A 14,914-nucleotide genomic window follows, 5' to 3' on the forward strand; every position below is an offset into this window, starting at 1 on the left:
AACGGAACGACACAGATGAAACTCACCATCAAGTATTTCGCCAGTATTCGCGAGGATCTCGGCATCGAGCAGGAGATCGTGGACATCGACGAGCCGGAGATGACCGTAGACGGACTCGTGGAGAAACTCGCATCGAGAGATGCGCGCTCGGCCGAAGCGCTGCGGACGCGCCGGCCGGTCCGGGCCGCGGTCAACCTGGAACTGGTGGACCGCGCCTTTGTGGTGCGCGAGGACAGTGAGGTCGCGTTCTTTCCGCCTGTGACGGGCGGCTGACAGTCATATAGCGGCGGGGCGCGGCGTTCAGGCGGCGACGCTCAGCGCGCGCACGTCGCAACCAGCTTGCCGACTTCGATCACCGCCTCCTCGATCCGGCTCGACCAGGGGCTGCTGTAGTTGAGACGGATGAAATTCCGGTAGCTGCCGGAGATCGAGAACATATGACCGGGCCCGATCGTGATGCCCCGGTCGAGTGCCAGCTGGTAGAGCCGCATGGCATCGACCTTGGCTGGCAACTCGATCCACAGCACATAGCCGCCGGCCGGGCTGGATAGGCGCGTGCCCTCCGGGAAGAAGCGCGACACCATCGCCCGCATCAGATTGGCCTGCTGCGCGTAGGCCTTGCGGATCCGTCGCAGATGGTGCTCATAGCCGTCGCGTTCGAGATACTCCGCGATGGCGAGCTGCGGAACCAAGGGCGTGGCAAGGGTGTTCAGGAACTTGAGCTTCTCGACCTGATCGCGATAGCGGCCCGGCAGTGCCCAGCCGATGCGATAGGCTGCCGTCAGGCTCTTCGAGAACGATGAGCAATGCAGGACCAGGCCCTTGCGGTCGTAGGTCTTCAAGGAGCTGGGATGCGTGTCGCCGAAGTACAGCTCGTTGTAGACGGCGTTCTCGATGACAGGGATGTCCGCCGCCGCCAGGAATTCGACCAGTTCCCGCTTGCGCTCGTCCGGCATCTGGAAGCCAAGCGGATTCTGGAAGTTCGGCATGACCATGCACGCCGCGATCGGCTGCGACTTCACGATCGCGGCCAGCGCGGCGATATCGATGCCATGCTCCGGATGGGTCGATACCTCGATCGCCTTCATGCCCATGCGCTCGATCGCGTGCAGCATGGCGTAGAACGTCGGCGATTCGACGGCGATCACGTCGCCTGGCTTGGCGACGGCCTGCAGGCACAGATTGATCGCCTCGGTCGCGCCGACGGTAACGATGATCTCGTTCGGGTCGACCGGCATGCCGTTCTCGAGGTAGCGGCGCGCGATCTGTCGCAGCAGGCGCGGATCGCCTGGCGGCAGCGCGTTGGTCAGGCTCCACTGCGTCTTGTCCCGGCCGGCCCTATAGGCATAGCGGTTCAGCTTCTCGAATGGAAACAGGACGGGATCGGGGTAGGGCGAGCCAAGCGGCACGGCGTCGCCGGTGCCGATCGAACGCAGCGTCGAGAGCACGAGCCGGCTGACATCCACCGACGAGGATACGGCAATCGGCTGCGATGTCCGCAGCTCCTGCATCTGCCGCTCGCCGCTGCCGCGCTGCAGATTGACGAAGTAGCCGGACTGGGGCCGGCTCACCAGCAGGCCGCGGCTTTCCAGCAGCAGATAGGCACGGAGCACCGTGGTGATGCTGATGCGGTGTTGCTGGCTGGCTTGCCGTACCGAAGGCAGGCGTTCGCCATGGCGGTAGACGCCTTGCTGGATCAATCGTTCGATATCGTCCGCGAATTTTTCATAAAGCTTCATCAGCAGCCCCTTCCAGCCGGATCGCCGCCAGGCAGATCGCGCTGGCAGCCGCCGCGCGCACGGGACCGCGCGCTGCTGTTGCAATGGCTGGGACGCCAGCCAAGGGCGAGGCCGGAACAGGCCTCGCTTTTATGCCCTGCTTGACTCTTCACTACAGAAACTCCGATGACTGCGCGTCGGCGAGCCCGGGGGGGGGGGGGGCGGGAACTGGCCGCGCGTGATACTGGTTGGGGGAAGAGTAAGGGTCGGGCGACCGTTGGGGGGTGCACAAATCCATTTACCACACAAGAGTACAGAGGCAATTTTCGCTCAGTTCTTGAGTGCTGTACTCGGAATTGTGAGGGGGCGCTGCCTTGGCAACTTGATGGACGGTGCCTCGGCCCGACGGGGCTTCGACCCCAGCCGGCGCATGGCCTGCTGCATCTCCCACACCCTCCGCGCCTTTCCCGAGACCCACGCGTCATCCTCCTGAAACCTGAGAAGAGTCAAATTGATCACATATTGACCGGGATCAAGGTGGCGACTGGAGCACAACGCAGCGTCAGTGGATACTCGGTACTCAGAACCATAAACAATCAATCAGTCAGCGGTACGCCGGTCACGCCAAGCAAGCAGTCGCATTCCGTTGTGGAAACGAGGGCCTTGACGCAGCAGGCCAGTGTGCCCACCCACGCTATGCACACCCTGTCGATCAAGCGCAAGCGGCCACTGGGCAAGGCCCTCGCCGCATTGCACCTCTCGTGGCTGTTCGCGGCAGCCGCCTACGCCCAGACTCCCCCGACGCCTACTGCGCCTGCGGCACCGCTGCCATCCCCCCACGCCGCCGTGCCCCAGGTCATCGATGACCTGCCAGCCAACTACTCGGCCGACCTCGATGCCGCCACGCGCGCCCAGGTGGAGCGCGGACGATACGTGGCCCGCCTGGGCGACTGCGTGGCATGCCATACGGGCGAAAAGTCAAAGCCGCTGGCGGGTGGCCTTGGCTTGCAGACACCCTTCGGCGAGCTGCATTCGACCAATATCACGCCCGACCGGGAGACCGGCATCGGCGCCTATAGCTTCGAACAGTTCGATCGCGCCATGCGCAAGGGGGTGGCCGCGGACGGCCACAACCTGTACCCGGCCATGCCCTATCCCTCCTACGCGAAGATCTCGCCCGAGGATATGCGGGCGCTGTATGCCTACCTGATGAAGGGGGTCATGCCGGTGCGCCAGGCCAACCGGCCGCTCGCCCTGCGCTTCCCGTTCAACCAGCGCTGGGGCCTGGCCTTGTGGAACTGGGCATTCCTGGATGACAAGCCGTTCCAGGCCAATGCCGCCCGCAGCGCCGAGTGGAACCGCGGTGCCTACATCGTGCAGGGCCTGGGCCACTGTGGGGCCTGCCACACTCCGCGCGGCATCGGCTTCCAGGAAAAGACCATGTCGGATGCCGGCGGCAAGGGCGAGTATTTCCTCTCCGGCGAGACGGTCGAGGGCTGGCGGGCCCTGAGCCTGCGCAATCTCTGGACGGCGCAGGAGACCGCGCAGATGCTCAAGACCGGGCGCAACAGCCACGGCACCGTCTCGGGCAATATGGTGGACGTGGTACAGCACAGCACCCAGTACATGAGCGACGGTGACCTGCTGGCGGTCGGCACCTACCTCAAGTCGCTGCCCGCGGCCAAGCACGACAAGCCCATGCAGGTGGCCAGCGGGCCGGCCCCCGCGATCCAGCCCGCGGGGGCTGCCAAGGTTGCCAGCTCGAACGTACCGCTCGATCTCTATACGAGCCGGGGCGGACTGGGTTACCTGCAGTTCTGCAATGACTGCCACCGCTCCGACGGCGCGGGTGTGAAGGACGTCTTCCCCCCGCTGGCGGGCAACCCCGTGCTGCAGTCGGATGAGCCGTCCACGCTGGTGCACATCATGCTGACCGGCTGGCGTTCGCCGCAGACCGCAAGCCACGCGCGCGTGCTCACCATGCCCGCGTTCGCGCGGCTGAGCGACCAGGAGATCGCCGACATCCTGAACTTCACGCGCAAGAGCTGGGGACGGGCCGATGCGCGCCTCATCAGCGCCGCGACGGTGCGCGATATGCGCAAGAAGCTCGATACCGGCAAGGTGGAAAGCAGCAAGTTCCAGACGCCTCGCCTGGCGGACATGCTCGACGAACCCAACGCCAAGCAGCTCACGCTGGGTGCCCGGCTGAACATCGACACGCGGCAGATGCTGCCCAAGAACGTGGGCAATGCGCTGAACTGCGCAAGCTGCCACCTCAACGCCGGAACGGTGGCCGACGGCTCGCCCTACGTCGGCGTGTCGGCCTTCTTCCCCAGCTATGCGGCGCGTGCCGGCCGGGTGATCACGCTGGAGGATCGCATCAACGGCTGCTTCCTGCGCTCGATGAACGGCAAGCCGCTGCCGCTGGATTCGGCGGAAATGAAGGCGATGGTGGCCTACTTCGACTGGATGCGCCGCGAGACCAAGCCTGAAGACAAGGTGGTAGGGCGCGGCGTCGGCAAGGTCAGCAACCAGATCGTGCCCAACGTCGACAATGGCAAGCAGGTCTATGCCGCCCAGTGCGCCATGTGCCACGGAACCGACGGCGAGGGCGTCAAGAATGCCGCCGGCCAGTGGGTGTATCCGCCGCTCTGGGGTGACGAGTCCTTCAATATCGGTGCCGGCATGGCGCGCACCTACACGGCAGCGGCCTTCGTCAAGCGCAATATGCCGATCGCCTTCCATGATCGCTTCCCGCTGGGCCAGGGCGGCCTGACGGATCAGGAGGCCGTGGACGTGGCCGAGTTCTTCACCCACCAGCCCCGCCCGGACTTCGCCGGCAAGGTCAAGGACTGGCCGAAGGACAAGAAGCCGGTGGATGCGCGGTACTGATCGGCGGACAGGGTCATGCTGGCCATGAACCCTGCCACCGGACGGGACGAAATACAGGGGTAGGGCCACCGCCGTCGTGCGCCATGACGGCGGTGGCCGCGCCCCGACTTCCTCAGCGCCGGCCTTCCCGGCGAGTATGCAGAAATCGTCATCGGCCGGGCGCAGATCCGCCAAGACGGTAGCCACGGCACGGCCTACGATGGCCGTCATGAAAACCCTCACAGTCATTGATTCCCACACCGGCGGTGAACCTACCCGCCTGGTTGTGGCGGGCGGCCCGGCGCTGGGCCAGGGGCCTCTGTCGCAACGGCTGGATGTATTCCGGCAAGAGTTCGACCATTGGCGCGCCGGCACCGTCAACGAGCCGCGCGGCTCGGATGTCCTGGTTGGCGCGCTGCTGTGCGAGCCGCATGAACCGGGTTGCTCGGCCGGCGTCATCTTCTTCAACAACGTAGGCTTCCTGGGCATGTGCGGCCACGGCACGATCGGACTGGTCGCCTCGCTGGCGCATCTGGGCCGCATCGGGCCGGGCAGCCACCGCATCGAGACGCCGGTGGGCGTGGTGGAGGCTGAGCTGCACGCGGACCGCTCGGTCACCGTGCACAATGTGCCGGCCTATCGCTATCGCCGTGCGGTCCCGCTCGACGTGCCTGGCCACGGGCGCGTTCACGGCGACATCGCCTGGGGCGGCAATTGGTTTTTCCTGGTGTCCGACCACGGCCAGGCGCTGGAAGCAGGGCACATCGACTCTCTGACCGAGATGGCCTGGGCGATCCGGCAGGCACTCGAGGCCAATGGCGTGACCGGGGAGGGCGGTGCCGCGATCGACCATATCGAGCTTTTCGCCAAGCCGGACGTCGCCGGCATCGATAGCCGCAACTTCGTGCTGTGCCCGGGCAAAGCCTACGACCGCTCGCCCTGCGGCACCGGCACCAGCGCCAAGGTGGCCTGCCTGGCGGCCGACGGCCTGCTCGCGCCGGGGGCGGTGTGGCGGCAGCAGAGCATCATCGGCAGCGTGTTCGAGGCGGCGTACCGCACCGATGCCGCCTTGCCGGCGGGCCACGTGCTGCCCAGCATCCGCGGCAGCGCGCATATCAGTGCGGAAGCCCGCCTGCTGTTTGCCGACGACGATCCCTTTGCCTGGGGCATCCACGCATCATGAGCCGCCAGGATCGCCCGGATGTGGTCGTGGTCGGCGCGGGCATCGTCGGTGCCGCCTGCGCGCACGAACTGGCCTCGCACGGGCTCGACGTGCTGGTGCTCGAGCGCGCGGTGGTGGGCGGCGGCGTCACTGCAGCCGGCATGGGCCATCTCGTGGTGATGGACGATTCGCCCGCCGAATTCGAGCTCAGCGCCCGCTCGTGTGCGCTGTGGCGGGCACTGGCGCCTGCCTTGGACGCCCGTCATGCCTATTCCCGCTGCGGCACGCTGTGGGTGGCTGCCGACGACGAGGAGTATGCACTGGCGCAAGCCAGGCAGCGGGCGCTGGCGGCGAGCGGCATCGCGTGCGAGACGCTGGATGCCCGCCAACTGCGCGAAGCCGAGCCGGCGCTGCGCCCCGGCTTGTGCGGCGGCATGCTGGTGCCCGACGACGCCGTGGTCTACGCGCCCGCGGTGGCCGCCTGGCTGCTCGCGCAGCCGCTGCCGGGGCAGATCGGGCAACGGCTGGGCTGTGAGGTGGCCGAGGTCTGCCACACCGGCGTCCGGCTTGCCGATGGCGAGCGCATCGAATGCGGCGCCGTGCTGCTGGCCAACGGGCTGCAGGCCCGTGCCTTGCTGCCGGGGCTGCCGCTGCAGGCGAAGAAGGGGCATCTGCTGATCACCGACCGCTATCCCGGCCTGGTCAGGCACCAGGTTCTCGAGCTGGGCTATATCAAGAGCGCGCACCAGGCGGGCAGCAGCTCGGTCGCCTTCAATGTGCAGCCGCGCCCGACCGGGCAGCTTCTGCTCGGCTCGTCGCGCCAGTTCGGCGAAGCCGGCGCGGCGGTGGAGCCGGGCATGCTGGCCCGCATGCTGCGGCGCGCCGTGGCCTATATGCCGGCCTTGTCCGGGCTGAATGCCATCCGTGCCTGGACCGGCTTGCGGCCTGCCACCCCCGATGGCTTGCCGCTGATCGGCCCGGCGGGGCCGTTTGCCGCCGCGTCGATGCATCGGTCGCTGTGGCTGGCGACCGGGCACGAGGGACTCGGTGTGACGACCGCACTGGGCACGGCCAAGCTGGTCGCGGCCAGGATGCTGGGCCTGCCGGCCCCGTTCGACGACCATCCCTATCTGCCCGAGCGCCTGGCAGTCCCGGGAGTTGCCCATGCCTGAACAGATCATATTGTCCGTCGATGGGCGGGAAATCACGCTCGCCGCAGGCAGCACCGTCGCCGCGGCCATCTGCCTGGCGCAGCATGGTGCGCCCGCGCTCACGCGCCGCGCCGTCGGCGGGCAGGTGCGCGGGCCACTGTGCGGCATGGGCATCTGCCAGGAGTGCCGCGTGACCATCGACGGGGTGCGCCACCGGCTGGCTTGCCAGACCGTGTGCGCGGCAGGCATGGCGGTGCAGACCGGGGAGGCCGCGCCATGAAGTTCGACGTGCTGGTCATCGGCGCCGGGCCGGCCGGGCTGAACGCCGCGCAGGCGGCCGCGGCGCGCGGCGCGACGGTCGCCGTGGTCGACGACAATGCCCGGCCGGGCGGGCAGGTCTGGCGCCACGGTCCGCAGGCGCCGCTGGCGCGGCCGGCGCGTGCCCTGCTCGCGGATCTGACTGCGCGTGCCGAAGTCACCCTGCTGGACGGCACGCGCGTTGCACAGTGGCTGCCGGAGCGGCAAGTGCTGGCCGAGCGTGCCGGCGCTGCCGTGCGCATCGGCTACCAGTCCCTGGTCATTGCCACCGGGGCCCGCGAGCGCTTCCTGCCGTTCCCCGGCTGGATCATGCCCGGGGTGACCGGCGCCGGCGGCCTGCAGGCACTGGTCAAGGGCGGCACGCCGGTGGCCGGCCAGCGTGTGGTGATCGCCGGCAGCGGCCCCTTGCTGTGGGCGGCTGCCATGACGGCGCGCGCGCATGGGGCGCAGGTCGCCGCCATCGTCGAGCAGGCGCCAGCCCAGGCCGTGGCCCGCTTCGCGGCTTCGCTGGCGTGCACGCCCGGCAAGCTGCTGCAGGCTGCGCACATGCGGCTGGCGCTGGGGAGCACGTCCTACCTGTGCGGAGCGCACGTGGCGGAGGCGGCCGGGAGCGGGGAGCGGATTGAATGGGTGCGCGTGCGCGAGCGCGGCGGCGATCGCTGGATCGACTGCGACCGGCTCGCCTGCGGGTACGGGCTCGTGCCGAACACCGCCATCGCCGCCGCGCTCGGTTGCCGGATGCAGGCGCAGGATGGTGCCCAGGCAATCCTGGTCGATCCGTGGCAGGCTACGTCGGTAGCGGGCGTCTTCGCCGCGGGGGAGTGCACCGGTGTCGGCGGCATGGAGTTGTCCGCGTTGGAAGGGCGCATCGCTGGGCTGGCCGCCACCGGCGCGGCCGGCCAGGCGCAAGCGCTGTTTGCCCGGCGCGCGCGCTTCCAGGCCTTTGCAGGGCGCATGCACGAGGCGTTCGTCTTGAACCCCGCACTGCGCACGCTGGCGGCGGCGGACACCCTGCTATGCCGCTGCGAGGACGTTTCCTTCGCGCAGGCGGCGCGGCATGCGTCATGGCGCGAGGCCAAGCTGCACACGCGCTGCGGCATGGGGCCATGCCAGGGCAAGGTGTGCGGCCCGGCCGCCGCCTTCTGCCTGGGCTGGGATGGCGACGGCGAGCGCTCGCCGCGGCCGCCCTTCGCGCCGGTGCGCATCGAGACCTTGCTGCAGGCAGACGAAGCGGGCGCGTAGTGCGACGGCCTCGGCCGGGCCGCGTCCCGGGTCAGAGGCATCCCGGATGCAGCCGCCGTGGCCAGCCGGCACAATGTCGGCTGGCCTGCAGCGGGCGAGCTTGCGCGGACCCGTGTATCCGTCGCTCGCCGCCTGCGAGGTTCTCTCCTTGTCCGACCTTGTCCGACCCCTGGCATCCGATCATGGCCGAACTGACCGTCCCTGCCCCCGATGAGAATACGACCCTGTCACAGATGGTCGCGCACTTCGCGCTGCTCGAGCCGATCTTCGACGCGATGCAGGATGTGGTGTTCTTCGTCAAGGACAGTGAGGCCCGCTATGTCCTCGCCAATTCGACGCTGGCCGGCCGCTGCGGCTTCAAGGACAAGCGCGCGCTGCTCGGCAAGCGCGCCGAGCAGGTCTTTCCCTCGCGCTTCGGGCGCATCTTCACAGAGCAGGACCAGACTGTCCTGCGGCAGGCCAGCAAGCTGATCGACCAGCTCGAGCTTCACCTGTATCCGGGGCGTCGGCCGGGCTGGTGCCTGACCAGCAAGCTGCCGCTGCTCGATGCGGCCGGACATGTGCTGGGCGTGGTTGGCATCTCGCGCGACCTGCAGGCGGCAGAGGACAGCCACCCGGCCTACACCCGGCTGGCGATCGCCGCGCGCTATCTGCAGGAGAACTACGCCCAGCCGCTGCGGCTGCCCGATATCGCCCAGCGCATCGATATGTCGGTGGCGCAGATCGAGCGCTACTTCCACAAGATCTTCCACCTGACGCCGCGCCAGATGCTGCTCAAGGTCCGGCTGGAGGCCGCCTCGGCGCTGCTGGCGGGCGATATGAGCATCACCGATATCGCCACGCAGTGCGGCTACAACGATCACAGCGCCTTCACGCGCCAGTTCAAGGCGACGGTCGGGCTGACACCGAGCCAGTACCGCGCGCTGGTGCAGGCCAAGGACAAGGCCATGCCCGCAGCCTGATGGCAGCCCCGGCGGGACTGTGCCGATTTCATCTTTCCCGCGTGCGAAAAACCCCAAGCCTGCGCAAGGCCTGAAAGCGATACTGACTGTCACATCCAATACGCGTCGGCATCGCCGACGACGACCCAGGAGGGACAGACAGTGAGCCGCAACGCCATCGCATGGAGCGGGGTATTCCCCCCCGTCACAACCCAGTTAAAGTCCCACTTCTCGCTCGACATCGAGGCCATCCATCGCGTGATGCGCAATCTCGTCTTGGCAAGGCGGCCGGCGCTGCCCGTCGTGGGCCTGTAGGCCCGACTAGGCCCCATCCGCCGCGGCCAGCCGCCGGGCGGGAAACGGGGCCGCACTGCCCCAGACAGGACAGCAATCGATACGCCCGGCGCAGACCGGCGGCTGTCCTGTTCGCCCATCACATAAAAGGAGACAAGCCGATGCCCGGCCAAGGAAACCTGCACGGTACGCATCCGCTGTTCGAGCCCGCGCGCGGCGAGACAGCCGAAGGCCATTTCAAGAAGCAGCTATCGCTCACCGACCTCACCTTCATCGGACTGGGCGCCATCTTCGGTTCCGGCTGGCTGTTCGCCGCCAGCCATGTGTCGGCCATCGCCGGACCAGCGGGGATCGTGTCCTGGCTGATCGGCGGCTTCGCCGTGCTGCTGCTCGGCATGGTGTATTGCGAGCTGGGCGCCGCGCTGCCGCGCGCCGGCGGGGTGGTGCGCTATCCGGTGTTCTCGCACGGCCCGCTGCTGGGCTACCTGATGGGCTTCGTCACGCTGATCGCGTTCTCCAGCCTGATCGCGATCGAGGTGGTCGCCGCGCGCCAGTACGCGGCGGCGTGGTTCCCGAGCCTGACCCGGAGCGGGACGAGCGAGCCCACGCTGCGGGGCTGGCTGCTGCAGGCCGCCTTGCTGTGCCTGTTCTTCTACCTGAACTACTCAAGCGTCAAGACCTTCGCGCGGGCGAACAACATCGTCAGCGTGTTCAAGTTCGTGGTGCCGCTGTCGGTGGTCGCCGTGCTGTTCCTCTACTTCCGGCCGGGGAATCTCACCATGCATGGCTTCGCGCCGTACGGCCTGCCCGGCATCGAGATGGCGGTGTCGGCCGGAGGCATCATCTTCGCGTATCTCGGGCTTACGCCGATCATCTCGGTCGCCAGCGAGGTGCGCCGGCCCCAGCGGACCATCCCGGTGGCGCTGATCCTCTCCATCCTGCTGTCGACGCTGATCTATGTGCTGCTGCAACTCGCCTTCCTCGGCAGCATTCCCGCCGAACTGCTGGCCAAGGGCTGGCAGGATGTCAGCAAGGCGCTTGCGCTGCCCTACCGCGACATCGCGCTGGCGCTGGGCGTCGGATGGCTGGCCTATATGGTGGTGGCCGATGCCGTGATCTCGCCGAGCGGCTGCGGCAACATCTATATGAACGCGACCCCGCGGGTGGTCTACGGCTGGGCGCGCACGGGCACCTTCTTCCGCGTGTTCACGCGCGTCGACGCGCAGTCCGGCATCCCGCGCGCGGCCCTGTGGCTGACCTTCGGGCTGGCCGTCTTCTGGACCTTGCCTTTCCCTTCATGGGAAGCCCTGATCAATGTCGTGTCCGCCGCGCTGGTGCTCAGCTATGCCGTCGCGCCCGTCACCGTCGCGGCGCTGCGCCGCAACGCGCCGCAGATGCCGCGCCCCTTCCGCGTCAGCGGCTTCGCGGTGATGGGCCCCGTGTCCTTCGTCGTCGCGGCGTTGATCGTCTACTGGTCGGGCTGGGGCACCGTGTCCTGGCTGCTCGGCCTGCAGATCGTCATGTTCGTGATCTATCTCGCCTGCGGGCGCCTGGTGCCGACCCGGGAGGTCAGCCTCGGCCAGCAGGTGAAGTCCTCACTATGGCTGATCGGCTTCTACGTACTGATCATTGGCGCCTCCTACTTCGGCGGCTTCGGCGGCACCGGTGCGCTCGCTCATCCGTATGACACCTTGGTAGTGGCCATGCTGAGCCTGCTGATCTACTACTGGGGCGCCCGTACCGGCCTGCCACCCGGGCTGCTGCGGCTGGATGCCGACGACGAGTGAGCGGCGGGTGTGGCGTCCCGGCCAGGGCCGCCGCAGCGTCCCGGACTTCTCTCACCTGCGGTCAATCCCTATGGACACGCAACATGCCACTCAGCGAAGATCGGACGCGCCCGAGACCGGGCGCCCCTTTCCAGCGTTGCGTTTCTGGGGAGGAGGCGCGAGACGGGTCTTCCTTGCGGGGATGCCGGACGGGAACGCACCCACTTCGACTTCGCCCACCTGTCCTTCACGCCGATGCAACTCCGTACGCTTCGCTACTTCAAGGAATTGGCAAACAGCACGTCCTTGCGCAAGGCGTCGGAGCGGCTCCATGTCGCGCCAACGGCGATCAGCCGGCAGATCGAGGCGCTCGAACACCATTTCGGCGCGCCGCTGTTCGAGCGGGGGCCGCGCGGCATCCGCCTGACCGAGGAGGGGGAGTTCCTGGCCGAGCGGGTCGACATGGTCCTGCGTGAGCTCGACCTCGTCAAGACGCTGATTTCGGAGCGCCGCAACCTGGACGCGGGCACCGTTACGGTGTTCACGACGGAGGGCGTCGTTTCGGGACTGCTGGCGCCGGTCCTCGCCGCGTTCACACGGCTTCACCCGAACATCCAGTTCGACATCACCGTGGCCACGGCGCGCGAGACGCTCGATGCGCTGAGCCAGGGCCGGGCGGATCTCGCGATCGGCTATTACCTGCCGCACCGTGACGACATCGAAAAGATCGCGCATGTCGACGTGTGGCACCACGTGCTGGTGAAGGCCGGTCATCCGCTTTGCTCGCGATCGAGCGTGACGCTCGCAGAGTTGGTCAGCGAGCCGCTCGCCGTGCCGGATGCCGCGTTCGGCACGCGGCAGGCGCTCGATCGGGCCGCGAAGCAATGCGGGATCACGCTCAAGCCAACGTTTACCACCGGCTCCCTCGAAACGCAGCAGGCGCTGGCCCGCCAGGGCGCAGCGCTGCTGATCCGACCCAGCTTTTCGCTGCAGGCCGCTGGCTCGGGCGCCGATTCCCCGGACGCTGCTCGACTCGACGACAGCGGGCTCTATGCCATTCGCATCGCGGACGCGGAACTGCAGCAAGTGCGCGTGGAGTTGTGCCTGTACCGGTACCGCACACAGACACTCGCTGCGCGCCGCTGTGCCGAAATGCTGGTGGCCGAGATGGCGCGCCACCGAATGCACTCCGCCGTGCAGTAAGCGCCGGGCAGCGTCGCGCAAGCGCGAGGCATCGCCCGGCCCCAAGTGCCGTCAGATCGAGCGTCCCCCGTCCACGGGCATGTCGATCCCCGTCAGGAACTGTGCTTCGGTACTGGCGAGGAAGACTGCCACACTGGCCACGTCGCCCGGGTCGCACATGCGGCCGAGCGGGATGGTGGCGACGAAGCGCGCACGGTTCTCCGGCGTATCGGGAACGCCCATGAATTCCCCCAGCAAGGCGGTGGCGGCCATCACGGGCGAGATCAGGTTGACGCGGATGCCGTCTGCGGCGAGTTCCACGGCCATCGACTTCGACATCACGCTCACCGCGCCTTTTGAACTGTTGTACCAGGTCAGCCCGGGCCGGGGACGGTGGCTACCCACCGAGCCGACGTTGAGGATCACGCCCTTCTTGCGGGTCTTCATCAGCGGCACGACCGCGCGGGTCATGTGATAGATCGACTTGACGTTGACCGCGAACACCCGGTCGAACACATCCTCCTCCACATCGAGCATCGACCCATTGCGGTGCGTCGTTCCGGCGTTGTTGACCACGATGTCGGGAACGCCGAAGGTATCGACGCAATGCCTGACGGCCGCCTCGACCTGATCGGCCCGCGTCACGTCGCAGGTGATTCCGCTCGCGTCCGCTCCGAGTTCGTCGGCGAGCTTGCGGACAGCGTCCCCGTGAATGTCGGCGAGCACTACCCGGGCCTTTTCCTTGACATAGGCGCGCGCGATCGCCGCGCCGAAGCCGCTTCCCGCGCCGGTTACGATGGCAACCTGGTTCTGCAGTCTGGACATGTCCTCTCCTATCGGTAATGCTGAACAATGGTCTTGATCGTGCTCATCTCATGGAGCGCGATCATGCCTTTCTCTCGGCCGTGGCCGCTGTGCTTCACGCCGCCGAACGGCAGTTCGACGCCGCCACCGGCCCCATAGCAATTGATGAAGACCTGGCCGCTGCGCATCCGCTGGCTCACTCTCATCTGGCGGCTGCCGTTCTCCGTCCATACGCCCGCCACGAGCCCGTAGTCGGTGGCGTTGGCCAGCGCGACGGCGTCGTCCTCATCGGCGAACGGCATCACCGCGAGTACCGGGCCGAACACCTCGCGCTGCGCCAAGGCGTGATCGCGTGGGACCGGCCCGAGCAGCACGGGCGGCAGGAACCATCCTTCGGGCGGCAGCCCGGGTGCCAGCGCACCTTGGGCGATGACGGGCACGCCCCCGGCCACGGCATCGTCGACGAAGCGCTTGACTCTCTCATACTGCCGCGCGTTGATGATCGGGCCGCAGTCCAGGTCCATCTCGGGCACGCCGACCCGCACGGCGGCGAACGCCTTCGCCACCTTGCCGACGAAGCGGTCATAGATGCCGTGCTGCACCAGCAGGCGGCTTCCCGCGGAGCAGGTCTGTCCGGCGTTCTGGACAATGGCCTTGACGATGATCGGCACGGCGCGCTCGATATCGGCATCGTCGAACACGATCTGGGGGGACTTCCCGCCAAGCTCGAGCGCGCAGCGGACGTGGTTGTCGGCCGTGGCACGCTGCACCAGCGCGCCGACTTCAGGCGAGCCCGTAAAGGTCGCGAAATCGATGTCCGGGTTTGCGGTCAGGGCCGCGCCGGCTTCGGCCCCGTAGCCGGTGACAAGATTCAGCGCGCCAGGCGGCAAGCCGGCCTCCATCGCCAGCTCTGCCAGGCGGATCGCGCTCTGGCACGCGTCCTCCGATGGCTTGACCACGGCAGCATTGCCCATCGCCAATGCCGGGGCGAGCGTACGGCCCATCATCTGCGCCGGGTAGTTCCACGGGATGATGTGGGCCGTCACGCCGAGCGGCACGCGTACCACGCTCACCTGGTATCCATCGAGGTAGGGAATCGTCTCCCCGTGGACTTTGTCCGCCGCCCCGCCGTAGAACTCGAAGTAGCGCGCCACCGCATTGGCATCCGCACGTGCCGCGGAGAGCGGCTTGCCGGTGTCGCGCGCCTCGATGCGGGCCAGCTCCTCGCGGTTGTCCAGGATCAGTCCGGCCAGGCGCTGCAGGATCCGGCCGCGCTCCGTCGCGCTCGTCGCCCCCCACTCGCCGTCGAGCGCCGCGCGCGCTGCCCGCACCGCGAGATCGACGTCCGCGGCCGCGCCTCGGCTGATCTGCGCGAACACGGCGCCGGTGCTCGGGTCGACGACGTCGATGCACCGGCCATCCGCGGCGCCGACCCACTTGCCTCCAATCAGTATTGTCTTCACCT

13 protein-coding genes are annotated in these 14,914 nt (G+C 67.9%); 10 read left to right on the forward strand and 3 right to left on the reverse strand.

Annotated features, from left to right (window positions below):
- Positions 1-15 precede the first annotated feature (15 nt).
- Positions 16-273: a molybdopterin converting factor subunit 1 gene (gene moaD, locus AC1Z3O_RS22255; protein ID WP_483518045.1), complete on the forward strand. Its 258-nt coding sequence runs from the start codon at positions 16-18 to the stop codon at positions 271-273.
- A gap of 41 nt (positions 274-314) precedes the next feature.
- Here moaD and AC1Z3O_RS22260 read toward each other — a convergent pair whose 3' ends face one another.
- Positions 315-1,739 (reverse strand): aminotransferase-like domain-containing protein, encoded by a 1,425-nt coding sequence (locus AC1Z3O_RS22260; RefSeq protein WP_483518046.1) that lies wholly within the window; start codon positions 1,737-1,739, stop codon positions 315-317.
- A 675-nt stretch (positions 1,740-2,414) separates the two neighbouring features.
- On the opposite strand from AC1Z3O_RS22260, the gene AC1Z3O_RS22265 reads away from it, so the two are divergent.
- The 9 genes from AC1Z3O_RS22265 (at position 2,415) to AC1Z3O_RS22305 (ending at position 12,666) form a co-directional block, all read left to right on the forward strand.
- Positions 2,415-4,610 (forward strand): c-type cytochrome, encoded by a 2,196-nt coding sequence (locus tag AC1Z3O_RS22265; protein ID WP_483521916.1) that lies wholly within the window; start codon positions 2,415-2,417, stop codon positions 4,608-4,610.
- 199 nt (positions 4,611-4,809) lie between these two features.
- On the forward strand, positions 4,810-5,772 hold the full coding sequence (locus AC1Z3O_RS22270; RefSeq protein WP_483518047.1) for a 4-hydroxyproline epimerase: 963 nt from the start codon (positions 4,810-4,812) through the stop codon (positions 5,770-5,772).
- Positions 5,769-6,923, forward strand: coding sequence for an NAD(P)/FAD-dependent oxidoreductase (locus tag AC1Z3O_RS22275; protein WP_483518048.1), 1,155 nt, complete (start codon positions 5,769-5,771; stop codon positions 6,921-6,923). The genes AC1Z3O_RS22270 and AC1Z3O_RS22275 overlap by 4 nt, the downstream gene beginning before the upstream one ends.
- Entirely contained in the window at positions 6,916-7,182 is a 267-nt protein-coding gene (locus AC1Z3O_RS22280) for a 2Fe-2S iron-sulfur cluster-binding protein (RefSeq protein ID WP_483518049.1), read from the forward strand. The genes AC1Z3O_RS22275 and AC1Z3O_RS22280 overlap by 8 nt, the downstream gene beginning before the upstream one ends.
- Positions 7,179-8,462, forward strand: a complete 1,284-nt coding sequence (locus tag AC1Z3O_RS22285; protein ID WP_483518050.1) for an FAD-dependent oxidoreductase — start codon at positions 7,179-7,181, stop codon at positions 8,460-8,462. The genes AC1Z3O_RS22280 and AC1Z3O_RS22285 overlap by 4 nt, the downstream gene beginning before the upstream one ends.
- A 182-nt stretch (positions 8,463-8,644) precedes the next feature.
- Positions 8,645-9,424 carry a PAS domain-containing protein gene (locus AC1Z3O_RS22290; protein ID WP_483518051.1) on the forward strand — a complete coding sequence of 260 codons (780 nt, stop codon included), beginning with the start codon at positions 8,645-8,647 and terminating at the stop codon, positions 9,422-9,424.
- A 141-nt stretch (positions 9,425-9,565) separates the two neighbouring features.
- Positions 9,566-9,718, forward strand: a complete 153-nt coding sequence (locus AC1Z3O_RS22295; protein WP_483518052.1) for a hypothetical protein — start codon at positions 9,566-9,568, stop codon at positions 9,716-9,718.
- A gap of 140 nt (positions 9,719-9,858) precedes the next feature.
- Positions 9,859-11,484 carry an APC family permease gene (locus AC1Z3O_RS22300; RefSeq protein WP_483518053.1) on the forward strand — a complete coding sequence of 542 codons (1,626 nt, stop codon included), beginning with the start codon at positions 9,859-9,861 and terminating at the stop codon, positions 11,482-11,484.
- A 234-nt stretch (positions 11,485-11,718) separates the two neighbouring features.
- The gene (locus tag AC1Z3O_RS22305) at positions 11,719-12,666 is read left to right on the forward strand and encodes a LysR family transcriptional regulator (RefSeq protein WP_483518054.1); all 948 of its coding nucleotides are present in this window, start codon (positions 11,719-11,721) and stop codon (positions 12,664-12,666) included.
- Between the two features lie 51 nt (positions 12,667-12,717).
- Here the strand turns inward: AC1Z3O_RS22305 and AC1Z3O_RS22310 are convergent, their stop codons facing one another.
- Both AC1Z3O_RS22310 and AC1Z3O_RS22315 read right to left on the reverse strand, forming a co-directional pair.
- The gene (locus AC1Z3O_RS22310) at positions 12,718-13,470 is read right to left on the reverse strand and encodes an SDR family oxidoreductase (RefSeq protein ID WP_483518055.1); all 753 of its coding nucleotides are present in this window, start codon (positions 13,468-13,470) and stop codon (positions 12,718-12,720) included.
- A gap of 8 nt (positions 13,471-13,478) precedes the next feature.
- Positions 13,479-14,912 (reverse strand): aldehyde dehydrogenase family protein, encoded by a 1,434-nt coding sequence (locus AC1Z3O_RS22315; RefSeq protein WP_483518056.1) that lies wholly within the window; start codon positions 14,910-14,912, stop codon positions 13,479-13,481.
- Positions 14,913-14,914 lie beyond the last annotated feature (2 nt).

It is taken from the genome of Cupriavidus sp. 09_S30 (assembly GCF_056930435.1).